We start from the raw sequence: 21,002 nt of genomic DNA on the forward strand, positions 1-21,002 counted from the left end.
TCACGTCAATCCGGAGGAGCATCTCATGACGAAAGTGTCCAAAACCCTGATCTTTACCGCGGCCTTCGCGGTGATCGCCACGTCGGCCTTCTCTGAGGCCGCCTGGGACTTCAAGGCTGGCATGGCCTACGTCTATGGCGGGCCCGGCAAGATGTCGGCGATGGCCATGGCGCCGGCCGAGAAGAACCACGACGCGATGATGAAGAACGCGAAGAAGGTTCCCGACAATACCGTCTTCTTCATGGACAAGGGTACGCTGTACTCCACGTCGGGGCGGCTGGATCCGACCGGCAATTTCTACGTGAACTGATCACGTGCGCAGGACGGCCGCCCCCTTGCGGGCGGCCCGACCACGCAATTAATATTCGTCCCCTGAACGCCGGAGCAGAAGATGACGTCTCTCTCGCCCGCCGACGCCGAACAGCTCAGGCTTGCCTTCCAGCGCTGCCGCGACATGGACGGTACGCTGAACGACCAGCTCCGCGCCTATGCCGACGCCAGCCGCAAGGTGTTCCCCGCCTATGGCGAGGCGGTCGATCGCCTGGTCGCGCGGTTGAACGGAAACGGGGGTGGTGAGACGGCGCCGCGTCCGGGCGATGCGATGCCGCCATTCATGCTGCCCGACGAGAGTGGACGTCTCGTCGCGCTGAATGCGCTGCTGGAGGGCGGCCCGGTTGCGGTGATGTTCTTCCGCGGTCATTGGTGCCCGTATTGCCGGCTCAATGTCCGCGCGGTGGTCCAGGCACTCGGTCGCATCAAGGCGATAGGGGCACAGGTCGTCGCAATCGTGCCGGAAACGCTGGAATATACGCGGCAGCTGAAGTCAGATGCCGGTGCGCCGTTTCCGATCCTGACCGATCTCGACAATGGCTACGCGCTCTCGCTCAATCTCGCGATCTGGCTCGGCGCCGAGATCCAGCATCTGTTGTCCTATCAGGACATGGCGAAATTCCACGGCAATGACGGCTGGGTCCTGCCGATCCCGGCCGTGTTCGTGGTCGGCCGCGACGGCCTCGTGAAGGCCCGCTTCGTCGATCCCGATTTCCGCAAGCGCATGGAGATCGATGATCTCCTGGCGGCGCTGGAGGATGCACGCAGGGGAAAGCTGAGCTTCGCATAACGCGCTTTCTTCCCTTCTCCCCTTGTGGGAGAAGGTGGCGCGAAGCGCCGGATGAGGGGTTCTCTCTGCGCCCTCGATGCAAGAGACTAGCGCGCTGAGACAACCCCTCACCCGTCTCGCCGCTGTCGCGGCGAGCCACCCTCTCCCGCAAGGGGAGAAGGAAAAACAGCGTGCGCACTAGCCCGCCAGCTCTCGCCAGTCCGCGCCGCGCAGCATGCGCATCACGGCATTGCCCACTGCCGTGCGCTGCCGGCCGGCCACCCCGTAAAGGCTGACGGTACGGCGGGCGTCCAGCCCCGTCACCGCGGCGCGTGTCAGCCGTTCCGGCACGGGCGAGGTGTGCGGCAGCATGGCGATGCCCATGTCGGCTTCGACCAGCTCGATCAGATCGCGCTCGTTCGAGACTTCGTGGCCATGTTCGATATCGATGCCGTGTTCGCGCAGGCTCGCAGAGATCCGGCCGGAATGCTCGCAGAACGTCCGGCTCAGAAGCTGCTCCGATCGCAAGTCCTCCAGTTCGACCGAGCTGCGGCCGGCCAGCCGATGGCCATCGCCGACGACGAGCTCAAAAGTTTCCGTGAAGAGGGGCCAGACGTCGAGCCGCTCCCAGGCCTCGTCGATCTCGGCGGCAATCCCGAGCTCGGCCTCGCCCTTCTTCAGGAATTCGCCGACCTCGCGGCTCGTCCCGCGCAGGAAGCGGAATTCGAGCCGGTTGAACTGCCGCCTGATCTGGTTGAGATGGGGAATGAGCAGCGACAGATCGATCGAATGTGTCAGCGCAATGCGGAGTGCGCCGATCTCACCGCTCTTGAAGGAGGAGGCGAGGGAACGCGCGCCGACGGCGGCGTCATAGCACTGCTTCAAGAGCGGATGCATGCGCTGGCCGAGCTCGGTCAGCTGCGCAGCGGGCCGCTCGCGACGAAACAGGTCGCCGCCGAGCTCGGCCTCGAGCTGCTTGATCGCGCGCGTCAGCGACGGCTGCGTCACGTTGCACTCCTCGGCGGCACGCGTGAAGTTCAACAGCTGCGCCACCGCGAGGAAATAGCGGACCTGATGCATTTCCATGGATCGGCTCCCCAGCAGGATCGGGCAGCAGAACTCTAGCCGATCGGGACAGGGAATGACATCCCGGCCGCAATAGCGGGCGCGTATGGTTTCGGAAGCCAGGCGGCATTTCCATTCGGGCCGGCGCCGCTTCATGGTCCTGCGAAAGCGGGCGCCGGGGCCAAGCCCTGCGATCGCCAATGGAGGATCTCGCATGAACATACCGCTGAAGCCACAGACGTCTCAACCTGCGCGCGCGCTGGCCGGAAAGGTTGCGCTGGTCACGGGCTCGACCAGCGGCATCGGGCTCGGCATCGCACGGGCGCTGGCTGCCGCAGGTGCCGACATCGTGCTCAACGGCCTCGGTGTCGCGAGCGAGATCGACCGGACGCGCGAGCAGATCGCCGCCGAGTTCGGCATCAAGGCGAGCTACTCGGCCGCAGACATGACGAGGCCCAAATCGATCGCCGAGATGATCGCGGCCACCATCGCCCAATCCGGCCGGCTCGACATCCTCGTCAACAATGCCGGCATCCAGCATGTCGCGCCGCTCGACCAGTTTCCAGTCGAGAAATGGGACCAGATCCTCGCGATCAATCTGACGTCGGCCTTCCACACCACGCGACTCGCGTTGCCGGCGATGCGCCGGAACGGTTTTGGCCGGATCATCAACATCGCCTCTGCGCATGGTCTGGTCGGCTCGCCGTTCAAGGCGGCCTATGTCGCCGCCAAGCATGGGATCGTCGGTCTCACCAAGGTGACGGCGCTCGAGACCGCGGAGGAGGGCATCACCTGCAATGCCGTCTGTCCGGGCTACGTCTACACACCGCTGGTCGAGGCGCAGATCGACGGACAGGCCAAGGCGCACGGCGTCTCCCGCGATCAGGTGATCCGCGACGTGCTGCTCGCGCAGCAGCCGAACAAGCGTTTCGCCACGGTCGAGGAGCTTGGTGCGCTCACGGTGTTCCTGGCGACGGAAGCGGCCGCTTCCATCACCGGCATTGCGCTTCCGGTCGATGGCGGCTGGACAGCGCATTGACATGGGTCGGCGCAACAAGCTGCGGCGGACTGCGAACATTCGATCGGCGCAAGCGCATGAGGAGCGAGACATGAACGGCATGCAGGACAACGCGCAGAACAATGGTACGGACCTGCCCGGCCAGGTCGTGCTGGTGCTTCAGGGCGGCGGCGCACTCGGGTCCTATCAGGCCGGCGTGTACCAAGCGCTGCACGAGGCCGGCATCGAGCCTGATTGGATCATCGGCACCTCGATCGGCGCCATCAATGCGAGCCTCATTGCGGGCAACGCGCCTCGGCAGCGACTCGCCCGTCTGAGGGAGTTCTGGAAACGGATGGAGCAGAATCCGATCTGGAATTTGCGCACCGCATTTCCCGGCTTCAACGAGAAGCTGACCTATTGGTCGACGGTCACCAACGGCATTCCCGGCTTCTTCCGACCCAATCCGCTGGCGCATGCGGGGGATTCCTTTCCACTCGGCGCCGACCACGCCGGCTTCTATTCGACCGCTCCGCTGGAGAAGACGCTGCTCGAACTCGTCGATTTCAGCCTCGTCAACCGCTGCTCGCCGCGCCTGACGGTCGGCGCGGCTCATGTCCGCACCAGCCAGATGCGCTATTTCGACAGCCGCGACGGTGATCTCACGGTGAAGCACGTCATGGCCTCGGGCGCGCTGCCGCCGGCTTTCCCGGCGGTGCGCATCGACGGCGAGCTCTATTGGGACGGCGGCATCCTGTCCAACACGCCGACAGAGGCCGTGTTCGACGACAATCCGCGCAAGGACTCGCTGATCTTCGCGGTGCATCTGTGGAATCCGGTCGGAGCCGAGCCGACCACGATGGCGGAGGTGCTGAACCGCCACAAGGACGTGCAATATTCCAGCCGGATCGCCAGCCAGATCGCGCGCCAGCAGCAGGCCCATCGCCTGCGCCACGTCATCAACCAGCTCGCCGCGCGACTGCCCGAGCGCGAGCGCAGCGATCCGGCGGTGCGTGAGCTCACGAGCCATGGCTGCCCGACGCGCATGCATGTGGTGCGCCTGCTCGCCCCGCAGCTGGACCGCGAGAGTCACACCAAGGATATCGATTTCAGTCCGTCAGGCATCATGCAGCGCTGGGATGCAGGCTATGCCCACACGAGGTCCGTACTTGCGCGAAAGCCGTGGATCGGTGAATTCGATCCGCTCGCCGGCGTGGTGCTGCACGAGCATATGGACGTGCTGCCGATTGCGGCGGAGTGAGGGCCTTGTTCGTCATTGTTTTGCGTGATGACGATTTCGCAGGGGCGCGGTCCGGGGTATTGTCGCCGTGTCTTCGTCGTGAGGCTTGCAATTGGTCGGTGAGAAAGATCTGGAGGCGTCGCTCGAAACGCTGTGTGCGAACGCGGCGGGACCGGTCGCCGGCGTGTTCGGTCCGTCCTCGCTGACCTGGCGGATCGACCGGGAGGCCGTGATCTTCCTCGGCGCCGGCCGTGCGCTGTTGCTGCAACTGGCGCATCCATGGGTGGCGGCGGCGATCGCCGAGCATTCGAGCACCCTTGCCGACCCGATCGGCCGCTTCCATCGCACGTTCGACATCGTCTTTACCATGGTGTTCGGCTCGCTGGACCGGGCGCTGCTGTCGTCCCGGCAACTGTACCGGCGCCACAGCATGATCATTGGCGAGATGCCTGAGACCGTCGGTCCGTTCGCGGCCGGCTCGCGCTATTGCGCCAACGACATTCCCTCGCTCCGCTGGGTCCATGCGACGCTGGTCGAGACCGCGCTGATGGTGCATGATCTGGTGCTGCCGCCGCTCTCGGCGGAGGAGCGCGAGCGCTATTGGAGCGAGGCCCGGCTGTACGGCGCCCTGTTCGGACTGACGGGGGATGATTTGCCGGCGGACTGGTCCGGCTTCGCAGCCTACAATGCGGCGATGGCGCAGTCGGATACGCTGACCGTCAGCCCGGCGGCGCGACAGATCGCCGAACAGATCTTCAGAGGCGCCCGCCCCTGGTTGCGGCCACCGCGATGGTACCGCGCGCTCGCGGCGCGCATGCTGCCGGAGCGACTGCGCGCCGGGTTCGGCCTTGTGCTTGACGCGCGCGACATCAGAGCTGCCGACAATGCGCTGACCTGGATCAGGCGCGTCTATCCGAAACTGCCCGACCGGCTGCGCTATGTCGGCCCCTATCAGGAGGCGCAGGCGCGCTTGCGGGGCGAGCCGCAGCCCGACTGGATGATCCGGTGTCTGAACCGCGCCTGGATCGGGCGGCCGCAGATGGATATGCGGGGGAAGGGGTGAGGTCCTCCGCTGCTGCCAACAACTTCCGTCATTGCGAGGAGCCCGCGACAAAATTGCAAAGCAATTTTGCGCTGATGCGACGAAGCAATCCAGACTGCCTCCGCGGAGATAGTCTGGATTGCTTCGCGGAGCCTGTCATCGGGCCGCGCTTCGCGCGGACCCGTTGGCTCGCAATGACGGAGTGTGAGGAAACGCCTCAGCCTCACACCGACGCCAGCTTCCGGTACAGCGCGCTGTAGCAGCCGGCCGAGATGCTCCAGGAGAATGATCGTCCCATCGCACTGCGGCGCATGGTATCGAGTTGGTCCTGCGCCATGAACGCCTCGAACGCGCGGCGGACGCCGCCGATGAGGGATTCGCGCGAGGGTCTTGCGAACAGGAAGCCGGTCTCGCCGTCGGTGATGGTCTCGGCAAGGCCGCCGGTCTGGTGTCCGATCGGCAGCGAGCCGAAGCGCTGGGCGTACATCTGGCTGAGCCCGCACGGTTCGAAGCGCGAGGGCATCAGGGTGAAATCGCTGCCGGCGAAGATGCGGCGAGCCTGGGCGTCGTTGAAGCCGATCACGACCCCGATGGCATCGGGGCGGCGGCGATGCGCGTCGATCACGGCCTGCTCGAGCGCCGGTTCGCCGGAGCCGGTGATCACGATCTGGCCGCCGGCATCGACGATCTCGTCGGCGGCCGACAGCACGAGGTCGATGCCCTTCTGGTGCACGAGGCGGGCGACGATGCCGAACATGGGGCCGCGTGAGACCGCAAGCCCGAACTGCTTGCGCACGTAGTCCGCATTCGCTTTCTTGCCGATCCAGTCGCCGGCGCCGAATTGCTGGGCGAGCTGTGCGCAGGAGCGGGGGTCCCAGCTCTCGTCGATCCCGTTGAGGATGCCGGTGAGCTCGGCCGCGTCGGAGCGGACGCGAAGCAGGCCTTCGAGGCCGCAGCCGAATTCGGCCGTTGTGATCTCGCGCGCATAGGTGCCGCTGACCGTGGTGAGGTGCGAGGCATAGACCAGCCCGGCCTTGAGGAAGGAGACCTGGTCGTAGAATTCGACGCCGTCGATATGGAACGAGCTCTCCGGCGCGCCGATCCGCCGCAGCGATTCCTTTGGGAAGAGGCCCTGATAGGCGAGGTTATGGATGGTCAGGATCGACGGCAGCTTGGCGCCGCGCCAGGCGAGATAGGCCGGTACGAGCGAGGCCTGCCAGTCATTGGCATGGATCAGGTCTGCTGCCCAATTCTTGTCCAGCGTGCCCATGGCCAGCTCAGCGGCGGCCGAGGCAAGGCGCGCGAAGCGGATGTCGTTGTCCGGCCAGTCGCGCCCGGATTCGTCGCCATAGGGATTGCCGGGCCGGTCATAGAGCTGTGAGCACAACAACACGTAGACCGGCAGGCCGTCCTTGGTCGCGGCCCGCCCGAGCGAGCAGGCTGGCATCTCCGCGAATGCCGGACAGCGGCCAACGATTTGAATGTGCGTGAGTTGTTCGATGATGTCGCGATAGCCGGGCAGCATGATCCGGATATCGGCAAAGGAGCGAAGGGCGCGGGGGAGAGCAGCAGAAACGGCTCCAAGTCCGCCGACGCGGACGAAGTCGTCCATCTCTGTCGTGACGAACAAGACCCTCAAGAACAGCCGCCCTCTGCCGATCCCGTTCGCTGCTATGCAAGAACGGGTCCAGTTGTTCCGGAATTCCCAAGCCCGCCCATGCGGCGCGTCGGTTCGGTAAACACTTTCCTACTCAGCCGCCGCCCTCTAGGGTCGCCGCATCAACAACAGAGAACTTCGATAAGTTCCTAAGACACCCAAGGACGTGAGCAGGCATGCAGCTAGCAGATAAGCATGAGGGGACGACGACAAAGGCCTTCGCCGGCCTGCGGGTCCTGGATTTTTCGACCACGATTGCCGGTCCCCACTGCACGCGCATGCTCGCCGACATGGGCGCCGAGGTGATCAAGATCGAGACCGACGGCGGCGAGACGATGCGGACCCGGCCGCCGCTGCGCAATGGGTGCAGCACCACGTTCGGCCAGCTCAATGTCGGCAAGAAGAGCGTGGTGCTCGACCTCAAATCCGAGGACGGCAAGGAGGCGGTGCGCCGGCTGGCCGCGACCGCCGACGTCCTGGTCGAGAACTTCCGCCCGGGGGTGATGCACCGGCTGCGGCTCGACTACGACAGCATGCGTCAGGTCAACCAAAAGCTGATCTACTGCTCGATCTCGGGCTACGGCCAGACCGGCCCCTCGGCCGAGCTGCCGGCCTATGCGCCGGTGATCCATGCGGCCTCGGGCTACGACATGGCGCATCTCGCCTATCAGCCCGGCCGTCACCGCCCCGACTATTGCGGCATCTATCATGCCGACGTCGTCACCGGCACCTACGGCTTCGGCGCGATCGCGTCCGCGCTCTATCAGCGCACCGTGACGGGCCTTGGTCAGCACATCGACGTCTCCATGCTCGAAACCATGCTGTCGCTGACGCTGACGGAGTTGCAGAGCTCGCAATTCGCGGTGAAGCCGCCGCCGCGCCCGATGTTCGGGCCGACCGAGACGGAAAACGGCTATGTCATGATCACGATCGCCAGCGAGAAGACGTTTCAGGGTTTGATGGGGGTGATCGGCCGCCCGGCATGGATCTCCGATCCGCGCTTCTCGACTTATGCCGCGCGCCGCGAGAACTGGGCCGACATGATGGACGGGGTCGAAGCCTGGTCACGGCAGCTCTCGACCGATGCATGCCTTGCCGCGCTCGGCGCGGCCGGCGTCCCAGCCTCGGCCTATCGCACCGTGTCAGAAGCGCTGGCGGATCCGCAGCTCGCGCACCGGCAGGCGCTGTCCGAGGTGCGGGACGAGGGCGGTTCATTCCAGGTCCTTAATCTGCCGTTCCGAATGTCGGGCGCCGACACCACGCCGGCCAAGACGATGGCCGTGCTCGGCGAGCACACGGATGCGCTACGCGATGAGATCGATCTCGCGGACGAGGCGCCAATTCCGTCAGGCAAAACGGTCGCGACGCACTGAACGCATCGCGCCGCGGTATGCGGCGCTCGAACCCTCGTGCGTTCCTCTTGCCGTGGCGGACATTTGTCGCCAATCTCGCTCCCCGAGTCATTCAACGATCCGAAACATCGGACGAGGGACCCCGGGAGGAACCATGACGAATGCGGCTGCCGTGGCGCGCAAGTGCGTGCCGATTTTCCTTGTTGCGGCATTTGCGCTGGCGGCGCCGGCGCAGGCGCAGGCGCAGAAGTCGGGCGGCAGCATCACGGTCGGTCAGGAGCTCGAGATTGCAGGCTTCGATCCGCTCAAGGTCGGCGTCTACGACACGTCCACCTTCACCGCCGCCGCCGCGATCTTCGACACGCTGACGACGCTGGACGAGAAGGGCGAGGCGGCGCCAAAACTAGCAGTGTCCTGGACCCATTCCGACGACTACAAGAGCTGGACCTTCAAGCTGCGTCAGGGCGTGAAATTCCACGACGGCACGCCGTTCAATGCGCAGGCTTTCAAGGAGAATTTCGACCGGCAGAAGGATCCCGCCAACAAGTGCCGTTGCGCCTTCTACATCACCAACGTCAAGGAGGTGCTGGCGCCCGACGAATACACCATCGTCTACAATCTCACCGATCCCTCCGTGAACCTGCCGGCGGTGATCACTATCCAGAGCTCCAACAACGCCATTCATTCGCCGACGGCCTGGAAGACCAAGGGCGACGACTATAATCGCAATCCCGTCGGCACCGGCCCCTACATCCTGAAATCCTGGACTGCGGGCGACCGCATGGTGCTGGAGAAGAACCCCAATTACTGGGACAAGGGCCGTCCCTATCTCGACCGCATCATCTTAAAGCCGCTGCCCGACGCGCAGTCGCGCTTTGCCTCGCTGCAATCGGGCGAGGCCGACATCATCTGGGACGACGAAAACGACGCCGACAACATCATGAGGGCGCAGAAGGACTCCAAGCTCACCGTGCACACCTACAAGGGCTCGGGCGCGCAGGTCTACGCCTTCAACACCAAGGTCGCGCCGTTCGACGACGTCCGCGTGCGGCAGGCGCTGGTGATGGCGATCGACCGTCCAAAAATGTCGCAGGCGATCAGCAACGGCCTGAGCCGGCCCGCGACCAATCCGTACGGCGACGGCTCCTGGGTCAAGTGCAAGGACGACGGCGCGCTGCCGTTCGACATCGACAAGGCCAAGGCGCTGATCAAGGATTACGGCAAGCCGGTCGAGTTCAAGATGCTGGTGACCGCGACGCCGCGTGGCCGCATGATCGGCCAGGTGCTCCAGCAGTTCTGGAAGCGCGTCGGCGGCAACATGGAGATCGAGCAGGTCGATCAGGCCACCATCCCGTCGCGCGCCTTCACCCGCCAGTTCCAGTTGACGCCGTGGCGTATCGTCGATCTCGCCGATCCCGATCCGCAGATGTATGCGAATTTCCGCAGCGGCAGCCCGCTCGCGCTGTCCAACTACGCCGATCCGGAGCTCGACCGGCTGCTCGATCATGCCCGCGTCACGGCCGACCTCGGCCAACGGACCGAGGATTATTGCGCGATCAGCCGCTTGATCAACAAGCAGGCGATCTGGTTCTGGACCTTCCAGAACACCTATTACGCGCTGTCGAGTGCCAAGCTGAAGGGCTTTCCGAAAATCTACAACGGTGTGATCGACGTCTCGAACACCTGGCTGGAATGAAAGCGCGATGCTGAACTTCGTCGTTCGGCGGCTCCTTGCCATCCTGCCGGTCCTGCTGGCCGTCTCGCTGCTGACCTTCCTGATTGCCTCGCTGCTGCCGGGCGATCTCGCCTTGGTCATCCTCGGCGACCAGGCAACGCCGGAGAATGTCGCGGCGCTGCGCCGTGACATGGGGCTCGACCAACCGCTCTGGTGGCGCTACCTGAGCTGGCTCGGCCATGCCCTGCAGGGCGATCTCGGCCGCTCCTTCCGCACCGGGCAGACGGTGCTCCAGGCGGTCGCCGAGCGCATCCCGGTCTCGCTCCAACTGATGCTGATGGCGGAGTTCATCGGGCTCGTGATCGGCGTGCCGCTTGCGATCGCCTGCGCCGCGCGCGCCGGCGGCGCCTTCGACCGTTTCATGACCGGCAGCGCCTTCGCCATGCTGTCGATGCCGTCCTTCCTGACCGCGATCCTCCTGATCTATCTGTTCGCGGTCGAGCTGCACTGGCTGCCCGCGACCGGCTATGTGCCGTTCACCGAGGCGCCGCTGGCCAATCTGCGCTTCTTCGTGCTGCCGGCGCTGACATTGGCGCTGGCGGAATGGCCGGGCATCATGCGGGTGCTGCGCTCCGACATGATCGCCACCTTGCAGGAGGATTATATCGCGCTCGCCAAGGCCAAGGGCCTCAAGCCGGCGCGCATCCTGTTCGTGCATGCGCTCAAGCCCTCGTCGCTGACCCTGGTGACGGTGACCGGGATCAATATCGGCCGCCTGCTCGGCGGCACGCTGATCGTGGAATCGATCTTTGCACTGCCCGGGATCGGCCGGCTGCTGGTCGGCGCGATCTACACCCGCGACCTCGTCATCCTGCAGGGCGTGGTGCTGCTGGTCGCCTGCGGCTTCGTGCTCGTCAACTTCATCGTCGACATGCTGTACGCCGTGCTCGATCCGAGGATCCGCCATGGCCACGCTTGAGCTCTCGATTCAGGACGAGGCGGCGGTCGCGCCCGTTCGCGGCAGGCGCAAGCTTGGTCTGCTGTTCTGGCTCGCAAGCGGCTGGCTCGCCATCGTTCTTGCGCTCGCGATCCTCGCGCCGCTGCTGCCGCTGCAGAACCCGACCGACATGGACATGCTGGAGCGCCGCGCGGCATTCTCCGGCGAGCACTGGCTCGGCACCGACGGGCTCGGCCGCGACGAGTTCGCCCGCCTGATTTTCGGCGCGCGGGTGTCGCTGACGGTCGGGCTGATCGCGCCGATGATCAGCCTCATATTCGGCGGCGCACTCGGCCTGCTCGCCGGCTATTTCCGCGGCCGGTTCGAGACGCTGGTGGTCGGCAGCATGGACGTGCTGCTGGCCTTTCCGCCGCTCATCTTCGCGCTCGCCGTGACTGCCTATCTCGGCCAATCCGTCCCCAATCTGACCTTGATCCTTGGCGTGCTCGGCATTCCCGCTTTCATGCGCGTGGCGCGTGCGGCGACGCTGACGCTGGCGCGGCGGGAATTCGTGATTGCCGCCGAGGCGCTCGGCGCCAGCCACGCGCGGATCCTGCTGCGCGAGCTACTGCCGAACGTGATCCTGCCGCTGCTCGCCTTCTTCCTGCTCGGTGTCGCCGTCACCATCGTGGTCGAGGGGGCGCTGTCCTTTCTCGGTCTCGGCGTGCCGCCGCCGATGGCGAGCTGGGGCAGCATGATCGGCGAGGGGCGTGAGAGCCTCGACGTCGCGCCGCGGCTCGCCTTCCTGCCAGCGGCGGCGCTGTTCCTGACCGTGCTGGCCTTCAACCTCGTCGGCGATACCTTGCGGGCGCTGACCGACCCGCGTCAGGGGGCATTGTGAGCGCGCCGCTCTTGACCATCGAAGACGTCGCGGTCGAGCTGCCGACACCGCGCGGCAATTTGCGCGCGGTAGATCATGTCGACCTGTCGCTGGCGGCCGGCCGCACGCTCGGCATCGTCGGCGAATCCGGCTGCGGCAAGACCATGCTGTCGCGCGCGGTGCTTCAGCTCCTGCCGAAGAAGGCGAAGCTGACGGGCCGGGTGATGTTCGACGGCGAGGATCTGGTGCGGCTTGATGCGGAACGGCTGCGGCGCCTGCGCGGGCGCGATCTCGCGGTCGTGTTCCAGGACCCCATGACCTCGCTTAATCCCGTGCTCACCATCGGCACCCAGTTGATGGAGACTATCCAGGAACATCTCGAGCTAGATGCCCCGGCGGCCAGGAAGCGCAGCATCGAGCTGCTGGCGGCCGTCGGCATTCCGGCACCAGAGCAGCGGCTCGCGCAATATCCGCATCAATGTTCCGGCGGCATGCGCCAGCGCATCGCGATCGCGATCGCGCTGTCCTGTGAGCCGAAATTGCTGATCGCGGACGAGCCGACGACGGCGCTCGACGTGACCATCCAGGCGCAGATTCTCGACCTCCTGGCGCGCGAGCAGCGCCGCCGCCACATGGCGATGATCATCATCACCCATGATCTCGGCGTCGTCGCCGGCCGCGCCGACGAGGTCGCCGTGATGTATGCGGGCAGGGTGGTCGAGCGCGCGCCGACGCCGGCGCTGTTCAAGCGCATGCACATGCCCTATACCGAGGCGCTGCTGGCGGCGATCCCGAAGCTGGAGACCGCGCCGCATACGCCGCTGCCTGCGATCTCCGGCCGCCCGCCCGACCCGACGCGGCCGCTGCGTGGCTGCTCCTTTGCGCCGCGCTGCCGCTATGCTGCGGGGCGCTGTCATGAGGCCACGCCCGAACTGAAGAGCGCGGAGGTGCCGGGGCATCTCTATGCCTGCTTCCATCCGATCCAGATGGCCGAGGGGATCGGCGCATGATGCAGCTTGCCGTGCGCCCCGAGCCGCTGCTGAACGTCGACAATCTCGTCGTCGAATATGGTCTCGGCAACAAGACGGTGCATGCCGTCTCCGGTGTCAGCCTTCAGGTCGCGCGCGGCGAGACGCTGGGGCTGGTCGGTGAATCCGGCTGCGGCAAGTCGACGCTGGGGCGCGCGGTCCTGCAGTTGCGCCGCGCCAAATCCGGGCGGGTGATGTTCGACGGCGAGGATCTGACGGCGATGGAGGGCGAGGCGCTGCGCAAGATGCGCCGCCGAGTGCAGCTGATCTTCCAGGATCCGATCGCCTCGCTCAATCCGCGCCGGCGCATCGGCGATATCGTCGCCGAGCCGCTGATCATCGCCGGTGTCAAGGACGCCGCCGAGCGCAAGCGGCGGGTTCACGAGGTGCTTTCCGCGGTCGGGCTCGACCCTGATATCGTGGCGGGCCGTCTGCCACATGAATTTTCCGGCGGCCAGTGCCAGCGCATCTGCATCGCGCGGTCGCTGGTGCTCAATCCTGAGTTCATCGTCTGCGACGAGCCGGTGTCGGCGCTCGACGTCTCCATCCGCGCGCAGATTCTCAATCTGCTGGAGGAGATGAAGGCGCGCTTCGGCCTGACGCTGCTGTTCATCGCGCATGATCTCGCGGTGGTCAAAGCGGTCAGCGACCGCGTCGCGGTGATGTATCTCGGCCGGCTCTGCGAGGTCGGGCCGTCGGAGCAATTGTTCGCAAAGCCGGCGCATCCCTATACCGGGTTGCTGTTGCAGGCGATCCCTGTGCCTGACCCGGATGTGCGTCCCGTTGAGAGTGTAGCGAGCGGGGAGCCGCCATCGCCGATTGCGCCCCCGTCCGGCTGCCGCTTCCGCACCCGCTGTCCGCGGGCCGATCAGCGATGCAGCGCGGAGATACCGGAGTTGCGTGAAATCGCGCCCGGCCAGTTCGCGGCTTGCCATCATCCGCTGGCCTAAACTAAGACGGTCGGGGTTTGTCTCGCCTCGCCGGTCGTGGCATGCTGGCGCGACAACAAGAACATGCCGGGAGGATGTCGATGAAGAGCTTCAAGGTCGCCGATTTCAAGGCGCCGCTGCAGGAGGTCGACGAGGCCACGCCGCAGCCCTCGGGCACCCAGGTTCTGATCAAGGTGAAGGCGGCCGGCGTCTGCCACAGCGATCTCCACATCTGGGAAGGCGGCTACGATCTCGGTCACGGCCGCAAGCCGCTGTCGCTTAAGGACCGCGGCATCAACCTGCCGCTGACCATGGGCCACGAGACGGTCGGCGAAGTCCTCGCCTTCGGTCCCGACGTGAAGCCGACCGACCAGCGCGATCTGAAAGTCGGCGATATCGGACTGGTCTATCCCTGGATCGGCTGCGGCAAATGCGCCACCTGCCTTGCCGGTGACGAGAACATGTGCCTGACGCCGCGCTCGCTCGGCGTCTATTGCGATGGCGGCTATGCCGACCACATGCTGGTGCCGCATCCGCGTTATCTGCTCAACCTGAGAGGGCTCGACCCCGCGACGACCGCGCCTTATGCCTGCTCGGGCGTCACCACCTACAGCGCGCTGAAGAAGGTCGAGCAGCATTTCGACACGCCGATCGTAATGTTCGGCGCCGGCGGCCTCGGCCTGATGGCGCTGTCGCTGCTGAAAGCGATGGGCGGCAAGGGCGCGATCATGGTCGATATCGATGCGAAGAAGCGCGAAGCGGCGGAAAAGGCCGGCGCACTCGCGACCGTCGATCCCAAGGCGCCGGATGCGCTGGAGCAGCTCGCGAAGAAGGCCGGCGGGCCGATCCGCGCCGTGATCGACCTCGTCGGCAACGCCGCGACGACGCAGCTCGGTTTCGACTGCCTGACCAAGGGCGGCAAGCTCGTCATCGTTGGCCTGTTTGGCGGCGGTGCGACCTGGGCGCTGCCGCTGATTCCGATCAAGGCCGTGACGATCCAGGGCAGCTATGTCGGCAATTTGCGTGAGACGCAGGAATTGCTCGATCTGGTGCGAGCGAAGAAGGTGCCGCCGATCCCGGTGACGACGGTACCGCTCGCCAGGGCCAACGACGCGCTGCTGCAGTTGCAGCAGGGCGCGGTGGTCGGACGCACCGTGCTGACGCCGTAACGAACGCTCTCTCCTCCGTCATTGCGAGAAGCAAAGCGGCGAAGCAATCCAGACCGCCTCAGCGGAAAGATCCTGGATTGCTTCGCTTCGCTCGCAATGACGACTTGGCTAACTCCTTCCTTGAGGCTCTTATGTCCGCAAATAACGCCTTCCACATTGCCGTGCTCGCCGGTGACGGCATCGGTCCCGAAGTCATGGCGCCGGCGATCGAGGTGCTGCGCAAGATCGAACAGAAATCGGAATTGAGCTTCCGATTCACGGATGCCCCGGCCGGCGCCAACAATTATCTCGCCACCGGCAAGTCGATGCCTGATACCACGATCAAGCTGTGCGAGGAGGCGGATGCGATCCTGTTAGGTGCCTGCGGCCTACCTTCGGTACGCTACCCCGACAACACCGAGATCGCGCCGCAGATCGAGCTGCGCTTCATCTTCGATCTCTATGCCGGCGTGCGTCCGGCGCGGCTCATTCCGGGCGTGCCGAGCCCGATCGTCGGCGCCGACCGGTGCGGCATCGATCTCGTCGTGATCAGGGAGTCCACCGAAGGCCTGTTCGCCTCGATGGGCAAGGGCGTCGTCACCCATGAGGACGCGCGCGAGACCATGGTGATCTCACGCAAGACGTCCGAGCGCCTGTTCGAGTTCTCGTTTCGCCTTGCCGAGCGGCGCAAGGCGCGCGGCAAGCCCGGTGCGCTCACCTGCGTCGACAAGGCGAACGTGTTCAAGGCCTTTGCGTTCTTCCGCGGCATCTTCGACGAGATCGCCAAAAAGCATCCGGAGGTGAACACCGACCGGCTCTACGTCGATGCCTGCTCGGCGATGCTGGTGAAGCGGCCCTGGGATTTCGACGTGATGGTGATGGAGAACATGTTCGGCGATATCGTCTCCGACATCACCGCGAGCCTGATCGGCGGCCTCGGCATGGCGCCGTCGGCCGACATTGGCGACAAATATGCGGTGTTTCAGCCGTGCCACGGTACCGCGCCCGACATCATGGGTCAGGGCAAGGCCAATCCCACCGGCATGATCCTGTCGGCGGCGCTGATGCTGGACTGGCTCGCCGACAAGCATGGCGTCGAGAGCGCGGCGGAGGCCGGCGAGGCGATCGAGCGTGCGGTAGACAAGGTCTACGCCGGCGGCATCAAGCCGATGGAGTTCGGCGGCAGCAACGGCACGGCGGACATCACGAAAGCGGTGCTCGCGGCGCTGTAGTCAAGGAAAAAAGGGGCCCGCAGGCCCCCTGTCGTTCACCAGCGGCGCCAGTGGTGGTAGCGGTGACCCCAGCCCCACGGACGCGGGCCGTAGAAGCGTCGCGGGCCGCCATAATAGCCGTAGGCGCCGTAGTAGTTCGGACGCCACCAGCAGCGGCCCCAGGGGTTACAGACCCAGCGCACCTGATCGACATCGGCGGTGGGACCGCCTGCAATCTTGTCCGCCTGCGGGATGCCGTTCGGCATTGCCGCGAGAGCGGGACCCGAGGCGAGCGCCGCACCGCCCAAGGCAGCCAGACCGAGAACAGCAAATTTGAGTTTCATCGCAATCTCCCTCGTTGGTGGCGAGAGAACTTTCGACAGATCAACTGGTTGCTATCGCGGTGCGTGCGCGCGGGAAATTTAATCTTCCTGAACGAAGATTCAGTTTCACCGCCCCTGGAACTTGGGTCTGCGCTTTTCCATGAAGGCCTGCCGGCCCTCGCGGAAATCCTGGGAGTCCATGCAGGCGTTGCCGATCGCCTTGATCGTGTCCATGTCGCGCTGGCTCTCGTCCTTCAGAACCTGCGCGATGGTGATCTTGGCGGCCTTGATGGCGAGCGGCGCGTTTTCGGAAATGGTCTGCGCGATTCCCATGGTCTCGCCCCAGAGTTGATCGTCGGGGATCACGCGCTCAACGAGGCCAATGCGCAGCGCCTCAGAGGAATCGATGCGCATGCCCGTGTACATCAACAGGCGCGCCCAGGACGGGCCGACCAGCGACACCAGATGACGCAAGCCGTCATAGCCATAGGCGATGCCGAGCCTGGCGGCGGGAATGCCGAACTGGCTGTCGTGCGAAGCGATGCGGATGTCGGCAAGCATCGCGACCTGCATGCCGCCGCCTAGGCAAAACCCTGGATGCAGGCGATGGTCGGCTTGGGATAGTCGGCGAGCAGCGCGCGCTGGGCGGCGCTGCGCTTGGCGTACTCCTCGGACGCCGCTGCATTGTGCCTGACCTTCTCGAACTGGCTGATGTCGGCGCCCGAGACGAACGCCTTGCCGCCGGCGCCGCGCAGGATTACGACCCGCACCGTCTCGTCGTCGCGCAGGCTGGCCAGCGCCTCGCCAAATCCCTCCCACATCTCCAGCGACATCGCGTTGCGCTTGTCGGGATTGTTGAAGGTGATCACGCCGACGCCGTTGGCCGCATGCTTAAGGATCTTGCCGTCGGCGTAAGCCGTCTCGGTCGTGCTGGACATATCGGACATCGCGCGCTCGCAGATCGTTGGCGAGGCAATGTGCGGCGCCGGCGCCACCGCGGTCAACCGGGGCTGCGGTAGGCGAGCTTGCATCCGCCTGTGCTGCGATTGCATGGCGCGCGCGGAGTTCGGCGCATGGCAGCAGACCGCCGAGAAAAAGGGGCGACTAGACCGCCCCGAGAAAGACCGCGCGCAAGCGCGCGGGCGCAGACATATCTTCTCGTCCGGTCTCGTCCAATCCGGCCGCGCCCCCGCGACGCGGCGGATTGAACGTCGGCCGCAAAGGCCGGACCCGTCGATCGATCTCAGCTTTCGTTCGCTGCGATCGATTCCATCAGCGAGACGAGCTGACGCTGCACCGTCTGGTCCTTGATCTTGCTGTAGGCGCGCAGCAGACGGAGGCTGAAGGCGCTGTCGAGGAAGAGCAGGCTCTCCACTTCGCGCGCCTTGTTGTCGCCGTCATAGAAGAAGGTCACAGGCACATCGAGGGCGGAGGCGATCTGCTGAAGCCTGGCCGCGCCGACGCGATTGACGCCCTTCTCGTATTTCTGCACCTGCTGGAAGCTGACGCCCAGCTTCTCGCCCAGCTCGGCCTGCGAGATCTTCATCTCGACTCGCCGCAAACGGATCCGCTTGCCCAGCTCAATGTCCGGCTTGCCGGCACTGCGCTGCTTCATTCTCTTCGCCGCTGCTTTCATACTTCTCACCGTTGTTCTTCGGTTGAAAATCCCCCGAAGAGCTGGGTCAGGGGTTCGCCCATATACGAGTCTTTGAATTCATGCGGATGCACGAACTCCTCCTTAAACCACGGGAAGCGAGCCGGATTGAAAGCCTCGATCAGCCAGTCAATCATGTGCCGCACGCGCGGAATCCGTCCGCTACCGGGATGGTAGGACAGCCAGATATCCAGCGGTCGGTTCAGCTCGACCTCCAGTGGAATCAACTTCCCGCCAAGCGCAATGGCGTAGCTCGGGAATACGCCGATTCCGGCGCCATTCGCGACCGCCCAGTAGTTGGCGCTCGAGACATTGGTTTTCATGACCAGAAGGTCACGTTCCGAAACGCCCGGGAAGAAGCTCTCGAAAGATTCCTTGGCGGCGAGCTGGTCGGCGAATTGCAGCACCAGGCGATGCTTGATCAATTCCGCTGCCGAGCGCGGCGCGCCATGTTTTGCGATGTATTTCTCCGAGGCCCAGAACATCAGATGCATGCGGCCGAGCCGCACCAGCTTGACGTCGAGCGCCGAGGGACGTGACAGATGGATAGCGACGTCGGCCTCGTGGCGGGAGACGTCGGCCGAGCGCATCGCGCAATGCAAGTCGACCAGGATCTTCGGATAGGCTTGCTGGAATTCGACCAGCCGCGGGGCAAGCCAGAACGTCCCAAGTCCCTCGGTGACAGCGACGCGGACTTCGCCGGACAGGGCGTTGACCGTCGAATCGCTGGTCCGCATCACGTCGAAGGCCGCCGCCTCCATGCGCTCGACGGCAGAGACCACGATCGCGCCTTCATCGGTCAGATGGGTGCCGTGGACGTCGCGGGTGAACAGGGTGGTGCCGGTCTGACGCTCGAAATCATCGATCCGGCGACGGACGGCGTTGATCGACAGGGACAGACGTTCGGCCGCCGAGCGGAAACTTCCACATCGGACGACTTCCAGGAATATGCGGGCCGCGTCCCAATCGGAGAGGCCGCTGATATTTATCTTTGGGCGTTCTTCCAACGGAACGCCCCTTTCCGCCAAGGAGTGCATACAATTCCCTTCGGTTTGCTAAACTGGCAGAATCTGGCGCAAACTACAACCACGGCGGGTTGCGGGGGTGATGAGTTTTGAACGTCATCCTTACTGCGGCGCGAGCGGTATTTGAGTGCTGCCAGGGCTGGGAATCGGGCACCTGTTGCCCGTTTGAGGGGTGTCGCGTGAGTTCCGTTGCAAGCCTCGAGATGGCTGCGGGATTGTCGGCGCTGTCCGCAGTGGACATTCCTGCGCAACAGCGGTTGCCGTGGTCCCGGATGGATCAATCGCAGCGCACGAAGCGTCTTGTCCCGAATCGCTCCGACGGTTGCCAGTGGCATCGTGGCACGATGTTGGCGGGAACCACGGTTTCATCGCAGAAACACACTGAATTCATGTTCAGAGGCTCAGCGGCCTCGTGCTATCTTTGGCTCTCCACGGGGGCCGCAGGGGTCGTCACAGACAATTCTCGCAGGCCGAATTAACGGAAAGAACGCTTGTGTCGCATTCAGACGAACAGTTGCAGTCGGTGCTGGAAACGCTCGAAGAGTGCCGCAGGGTTCTCAATGCGAGCAACAGCCGCGACTCGGCCGAGCTGCTGTCCATGGTCATCCTCGACGTCAGGATGAAGCTCAAAGGAATTGACGATGCCGATCTCAAGGCATTGTGCGACGAAATGCTGCGGAGCGCTGCGAGCGAACCGCGGTCCCCTTCCAAGCAGACGCAGGACCAGCCCCGGCGTCCGCTGCTCCGCGTGGTGAAGTAGCCGCGCCGCCGAGTCTCGCTTTTTGGCGAGATTTGTGCGCGTCCCGATGCCGCATCTGTGATCACGGACGGCATCGGGAGGAGCCCTGGTTTCGCGCGCCTCTGTTGCGCATTCCGAGCCATCGGTTACACCAGAGCCGGTTCGGCTCCGGTCCGCGCGCTCCCCGCGCGTCGTGTCGGGCCTGAGATGGCTCCGATTGCATCATGCAAAATGTTTCGATCCCGGCGGCGCTGATTGCCGGCCTCGTCAGCTTCCTCTCGCCCTGCGTCCTGCCTTTGGTTCCGCCCTATCTGATCTACCTCACGGGGGCCACGATCGAGCATGTCGAGAGCGACGAGCCGGCCGCGGCCTCCAAGCGCGCGATCTTGATGTCGGCTCTCTTGTTCGTGCTCGGCTTCTCCACCGTGTTCGTGGCGCTCGGCGCCAGTGCCTCGCTGATCGGCGGCCTGATCCGCGCCTGGTCGGCCGAGCTGTCGATCCTCGCCGGCATCGTCATCATCATCATGGGCCTGCACTTCCTGGGACTGACCCGGATCGGTCTGTTGATGCGCGAGGGCCGGCTGCCGATCCCCAAGCCCGTCGGGCTCTGGGGCGCCTACATCATGGGGCTCGCCTTTGCGTTCGGCTGGACGCCCTGCATCGGCCCGATCCTCGCCGCCATCCTGTCGATCGCCGCAGCGGAAGCGACGGTGACCAAGGGCGCCGGCCTGCTCGCCGTCTATTCCGCGGGCCTCGGCATTCCCTTCCTGATCGCCGCCCTGATGATCGAGCAGTTCTCCGCGCTGTTCGCGCGGATGAAGGGCCAGCTCGTCAATGTCGAGCGCGCCATGGGCGTGTTGATGGTGATCACCGGCATCGGCTTCCTCACCGGCGCGGTTTCGAATGTGAGCATCTGGCTGCTGGAAACGTTTCCGGCGTTGCAGACGATCGGGTAGGGCGGAATCGGCGAGCTGCACCGGCTCAGAACCGCACGGGTCTTC

At 65.0% G+C, this 21,002-nt stretch carries 20 protein-coding genes and 1 pseudogene; 15 read left to right on the top strand and 6 right to left on the bottom strand.

Features of this window, described 5'->3' with window-relative positions; all coding sequences use genetic code 11:
* Nucleotides 1-25 precede the first annotated feature (25 nt).
* Both BLV07_RS28840 and BLV07_RS28845 read left to right on the top strand, forming a co-directional pair.
* Nucleotides 26-310, top strand: a complete 285-nt coding sequence (locus BLV07_RS28840; RefSeq protein ID WP_091892814.1) for a hypothetical protein — start codon at nucleotides 26-28, stop codon at nucleotides 308-310.
* A gap of 81 nt (nucleotides 311-391) precedes the next feature.
* Complete coding sequence (locus BLV07_RS28845) at nucleotides 392-1,120, top strand: peroxiredoxin-like family protein (protein WP_091892729.1); 729 nt, start codon at nucleotides 392-394, stop codon at nucleotides 1,118-1,120.
* A gap of 177 nt (nucleotides 1,121-1,297) precedes the next feature.
* Here BLV07_RS28845 and BLV07_RS28850 read toward each other — a convergent pair whose 3' ends face one another.
* Nucleotides 1,298-2,185, bottom strand: a complete 888-nt coding sequence (locus tag BLV07_RS28850; protein WP_091892731.1) for a LysR family transcriptional regulator — start codon at nucleotides 2,183-2,185, stop codon at nucleotides 1,298-1,300.
* 193 nt (nucleotides 2,186-2,378) lie between these two features.
* Here BLV07_RS28850 and BLV07_RS28855 point away from each other — a divergent pair, with 193 nt between their 5' ends.
* The 3 genes from BLV07_RS28855 (at nucleotide 2,379) to BLV07_RS28865 (ending at nucleotide 5,464) form a co-directional block, all read left to right on the top strand.
* A complete protein-coding gene (locus BLV07_RS28855) occupies nucleotides 2,379-3,203 on the top strand; it encodes a 3-hydroxybutyrate dehydrogenase (RefSeq protein ID WP_091892733.1) in 825 nt (274 codons plus the stop codon).
* Nucleotides 3,204-3,273: 70 nt separating this feature from the next.
* Entirely contained in the window at nucleotides 3,274-4,422 is a 1,149-nt protein-coding gene (locus tag BLV07_RS28860) for a patatin-like phospholipase family protein (protein WP_091892815.1), read from the top strand.
* Nucleotides 4,423-4,513: 91 nt separating this feature from the next.
* The gene (locus tag BLV07_RS28865) at nucleotides 4,514-5,464 is read left to right on the top strand and encodes an oxygenase MpaB family protein (protein WP_176945823.1); all 951 of its coding nucleotides are present in this window, start codon (nucleotides 4,514-4,516) and stop codon (nucleotides 5,462-5,464) included.
* A gap of 202 nt (nucleotides 5,465-5,666) precedes the next feature.
* Here the strand turns inward: BLV07_RS28865 and glgA are convergent, their stop codons facing one another.
* On the bottom strand, nucleotides 5,667-7,082 hold the full coding sequence (glgA, locus tag BLV07_RS28870) for a glycogen synthase GlgA (protein ID WP_091892735.1): 1,416 nt from the start codon (nucleotides 7,080-7,082) through the stop codon (nucleotides 5,667-5,669).
* Nucleotides 7,083-7,276: 194 nt separating this feature from the next.
* On the opposite strand from glgA, the gene BLV07_RS28875 reads away from it, so the two are divergent.
* The 8 genes from BLV07_RS28875 (at nucleotide 7,277) to BLV07_RS28910 (ending at nucleotide 16,281) form a co-directional block, all read left to right on the top strand.
* On the top strand, nucleotides 7,277-8,473 hold the full coding sequence (locus tag BLV07_RS28875) for a CaiB/BaiF CoA transferase family protein (RefSeq protein ID WP_091892736.1): 1,197 nt from the start codon (nucleotides 7,277-7,279) through the stop codon (nucleotides 8,471-8,473).
* Nucleotides 8,474-8,606: 133 nt separating this feature from the next.
* Nucleotides 8,607-10,148, top strand: a complete 1,542-nt coding sequence (locus BLV07_RS28880; RefSeq protein ID WP_091892738.1) for an ABC transporter substrate-binding protein — start codon at nucleotides 8,607-8,609, stop codon at nucleotides 10,146-10,148.
* A gap of 7 nt (nucleotides 10,149-10,155) precedes the next feature.
* On the top strand, nucleotides 10,156-11,106 hold the full coding sequence (locus BLV07_RS28885) for an ABC transporter permease (protein WP_091892740.1): 951 nt from the start codon (nucleotides 10,156-10,158) through the stop codon (nucleotides 11,104-11,106).
* Entirely contained in the window at nucleotides 11,093-11,965 is an 873-nt protein-coding gene (locus BLV07_RS28890; protein WP_091892743.1) for an ABC transporter permease, read from the top strand. The genes BLV07_RS28885 and BLV07_RS28890 overlap by 14 nt, the downstream gene beginning before the upstream one ends.
* Entirely contained in the window at nucleotides 11,962-12,954 is a 993-nt protein-coding gene (locus BLV07_RS28895; protein WP_091892745.1) for an ABC transporter ATP-binding protein, read from the top strand. Before BLV07_RS28890 ends, BLV07_RS28895 begins: the two co-directional genes overlap by 4 nt.
* On the top strand, nucleotides 12,951-13,922 hold the full coding sequence (locus tag BLV07_RS28900) for an ABC transporter ATP-binding protein (protein WP_091892747.1): 972 nt from the start codon (nucleotides 12,951-12,953) through the stop codon (nucleotides 13,920-13,922). The genes BLV07_RS28895 and BLV07_RS28900 overlap by 4 nt, the downstream gene beginning before the upstream one ends.
* An 80-nt stretch (nucleotides 13,923-14,002) precedes the next feature.
* The gene (locus tag BLV07_RS28905; RefSeq protein WP_091892820.1) at nucleotides 14,003-15,070 is read left to right on the top strand and encodes an alcohol dehydrogenase; all 1,068 of its coding nucleotides are present in this window, start codon (nucleotides 14,003-14,005) and stop codon (nucleotides 15,068-15,070) included.
* A 131-nt stretch (nucleotides 15,071-15,201) separates the two neighbouring features.
* Nucleotides 15,202-16,281, top strand: a complete 1,080-nt coding sequence (locus BLV07_RS28910) for an isocitrate/isopropylmalate dehydrogenase family protein (RefSeq protein ID WP_091892749.1) — start codon at nucleotides 15,202-15,204, stop codon at nucleotides 16,279-16,281.
* Nucleotides 16,282-16,316: 35 nt separating this feature from the next.
* Here BLV07_RS28910 and BLV07_RS28915 read toward each other — a convergent pair whose 3' ends face one another.
* The 4 genes and pseudogenes from BLV07_RS28915 to BLV07_RS28930 all read right to left on the bottom strand — a co-directional run bounded on the left by BLV07_RS28915 (nucleotide 16,317) and on the right by BLV07_RS28930 (nucleotide 19,274).
* Nucleotides 16,317-16,604, bottom strand: coding sequence for a hypothetical protein (locus BLV07_RS28915; RefSeq protein WP_091892751.1), 288 nt, complete (start codon nucleotides 16,602-16,604; stop codon nucleotides 16,317-16,319).
* 105 nt (nucleotides 16,605-16,709) lie between these two features.
* A pseudogene (locus tag BLV07_RS28920) lies at nucleotides 16,710-17,530 on the bottom strand (enoyl-CoA hydratase).
* A gap of 296 nt (nucleotides 17,531-17,826) precedes the next feature.
* Nucleotides 17,827-18,198 (bottom strand): helix-turn-helix domain-containing protein, encoded by a 372-nt coding sequence (locus tag BLV07_RS28925; protein ID WP_020608151.1) that lies wholly within the window; start codon nucleotides 18,196-18,198, stop codon nucleotides 17,827-17,829.
* A gap of 26 nt (nucleotides 18,199-18,224) precedes the next feature.
* Nucleotides 18,225-19,274, bottom strand: coding sequence for a LysR family transcriptional regulator (locus BLV07_RS28930; RefSeq protein ID WP_091892753.1), 1,050 nt, complete (start codon nucleotides 19,272-19,274; stop codon nucleotides 18,225-18,227).
* A gap of 511 nt (nucleotides 19,275-19,785) precedes the next feature.
* Here BLV07_RS28930 and BLV07_RS28940 point away from each other — a divergent pair.
* Both BLV07_RS28940 and BLV07_RS28945 read left to right on the top strand, forming a co-directional pair.
* A complete protein-coding gene (locus tag BLV07_RS28940) occupies nucleotides 19,786-20,022 on the top strand; it encodes a hypothetical protein (protein ID WP_244551239.1) in 237 nt (78 codons plus the stop codon).
* 203 nt (nucleotides 20,023-20,225) lie between these two features.
* Nucleotides 20,226-20,957: a cytochrome c biogenesis CcdA family protein gene (locus tag BLV07_RS28945; protein ID WP_091892757.1), complete on the top strand. Its 732-nt coding sequence runs from the start codon at nucleotides 20,226-20,228 to the stop codon at nucleotides 20,955-20,957.
* The last annotated feature ends 45 nt before the right edge of the window (nucleotides 20,958-21,002 follow it).

The sequence above is a fragment of the Bradyrhizobium sp. Rc2d genome (genome assembly GCF_900099855.1).
In the GTDB taxonomy this organism is placed as follows: domain Bacteria; phylum Pseudomonadota; class Alphaproteobacteria; order Rhizobiales; family Xanthobacteraceae; genus Bradyrhizobium.

Excerpts from the sequence above, each read along its gene's own strand:
- BLV07_RS28910 (WP_091892749.1), top strand. The coding sequence starts at position 15,202 with ATGTCCGCAAATAACGCCTTCCACATTGCCGTGCTCGCCGGTGACGGC.
- BLV07_RS28875 (WP_091892736.1), top strand. The coding sequence starts at position 7,277 with ATGCAGCTAGCAGATAAGCATGAGGGGACGACGACAAAGGCCTTCGCC.
- BLV07_RS28850 (WP_091892731.1), bottom strand. The coding sequence starts at position 2,185 with ATGGAAATGCATCAGGTCCGCTATTTCCTCGCGGTGGCGCAGCTGTTG.
- BLV07_RS28905 (WP_091892820.1), top strand. The coding sequence starts at position 14,003 with ATGAAGAGCTTCAAGGTCGCCGATTTCAAGGCGCCGCTGCAGGAGGTC.
- BLV07_RS28885 (WP_091892740.1), top strand. The coding sequence starts at position 10,156 with ATGCTGAACTTCGTCGTTCGGCGGCTCCTTGCCATCCTGCCGGTCCTG.
- BLV07_RS28930 (WP_091892753.1), bottom strand. The coding sequence starts at position 19,274 with ATGCACTCCTTGGCGGAAAGGGGCGTTCCGTTGGAAGAACGCCCAAAG.
- BLV07_RS28845 (WP_091892729.1), top strand. The coding sequence starts at position 392 with ATGACGTCTCTCTCGCCCGCCGACGCCGAACAGCTCAGGCTTGCCTTC.
- BLV07_RS28915 (WP_091892751.1), bottom strand. The coding sequence starts at position 16,604 with ATGAAACTCAAATTTGCTGTTCTCGGTCTGGCTGCCTTGGGCGGTGCG.
- BLV07_RS28900 (WP_091892747.1), top strand. The coding sequence starts at position 12,951 with ATGATGCAGCTTGCCGTGCGCCCCGAGCCGCTGCTGAACGTCGACAAT.
- BLV07_RS28925 (WP_020608151.1), bottom strand. The coding sequence starts at position 18,198 with ATGAAGCAGCGCAGTGCCGGCAAGCCGGACATTGAGCTGGGCAAGCGG.
- BLV07_RS28945 (WP_091892757.1), top strand. The coding sequence starts at position 20,226 with ATGCAAAATGTTTCGATCCCGGCGGCGCTGATTGCCGGCCTCGTCAGC.
- BLV07_RS28855 (WP_091892733.1), top strand. The coding sequence starts at position 2,379 with ATGAACATACCGCTGAAGCCACAGACGTCTCAACCTGCGCGCGCGCTG.
- BLV07_RS28890 (WP_091892743.1), top strand. The coding sequence starts at position 11,093 with ATGGCCACGCTTGAGCTCTCGATTCAGGACGAGGCGGCGGTCGCGCCC.
- BLV07_RS28880 (WP_091892738.1), top strand. The coding sequence starts at position 8,607 with ATGACGAATGCGGCTGCCGTGGCGCGCAAGTGCGTGCCGATTTTCCTT.
- BLV07_RS28840 (WP_091892814.1), top strand. The coding sequence starts at position 26 with ATGACGAAAGTGTCCAAAACCCTGATCTTTACCGCGGCCTTCGCGGTG.
- BLV07_RS28860 (WP_091892815.1), top strand. The coding sequence starts at position 3,274 with ATGAACGGCATGCAGGACAACGCGCAGAACAATGGTACGGACCTGCCC.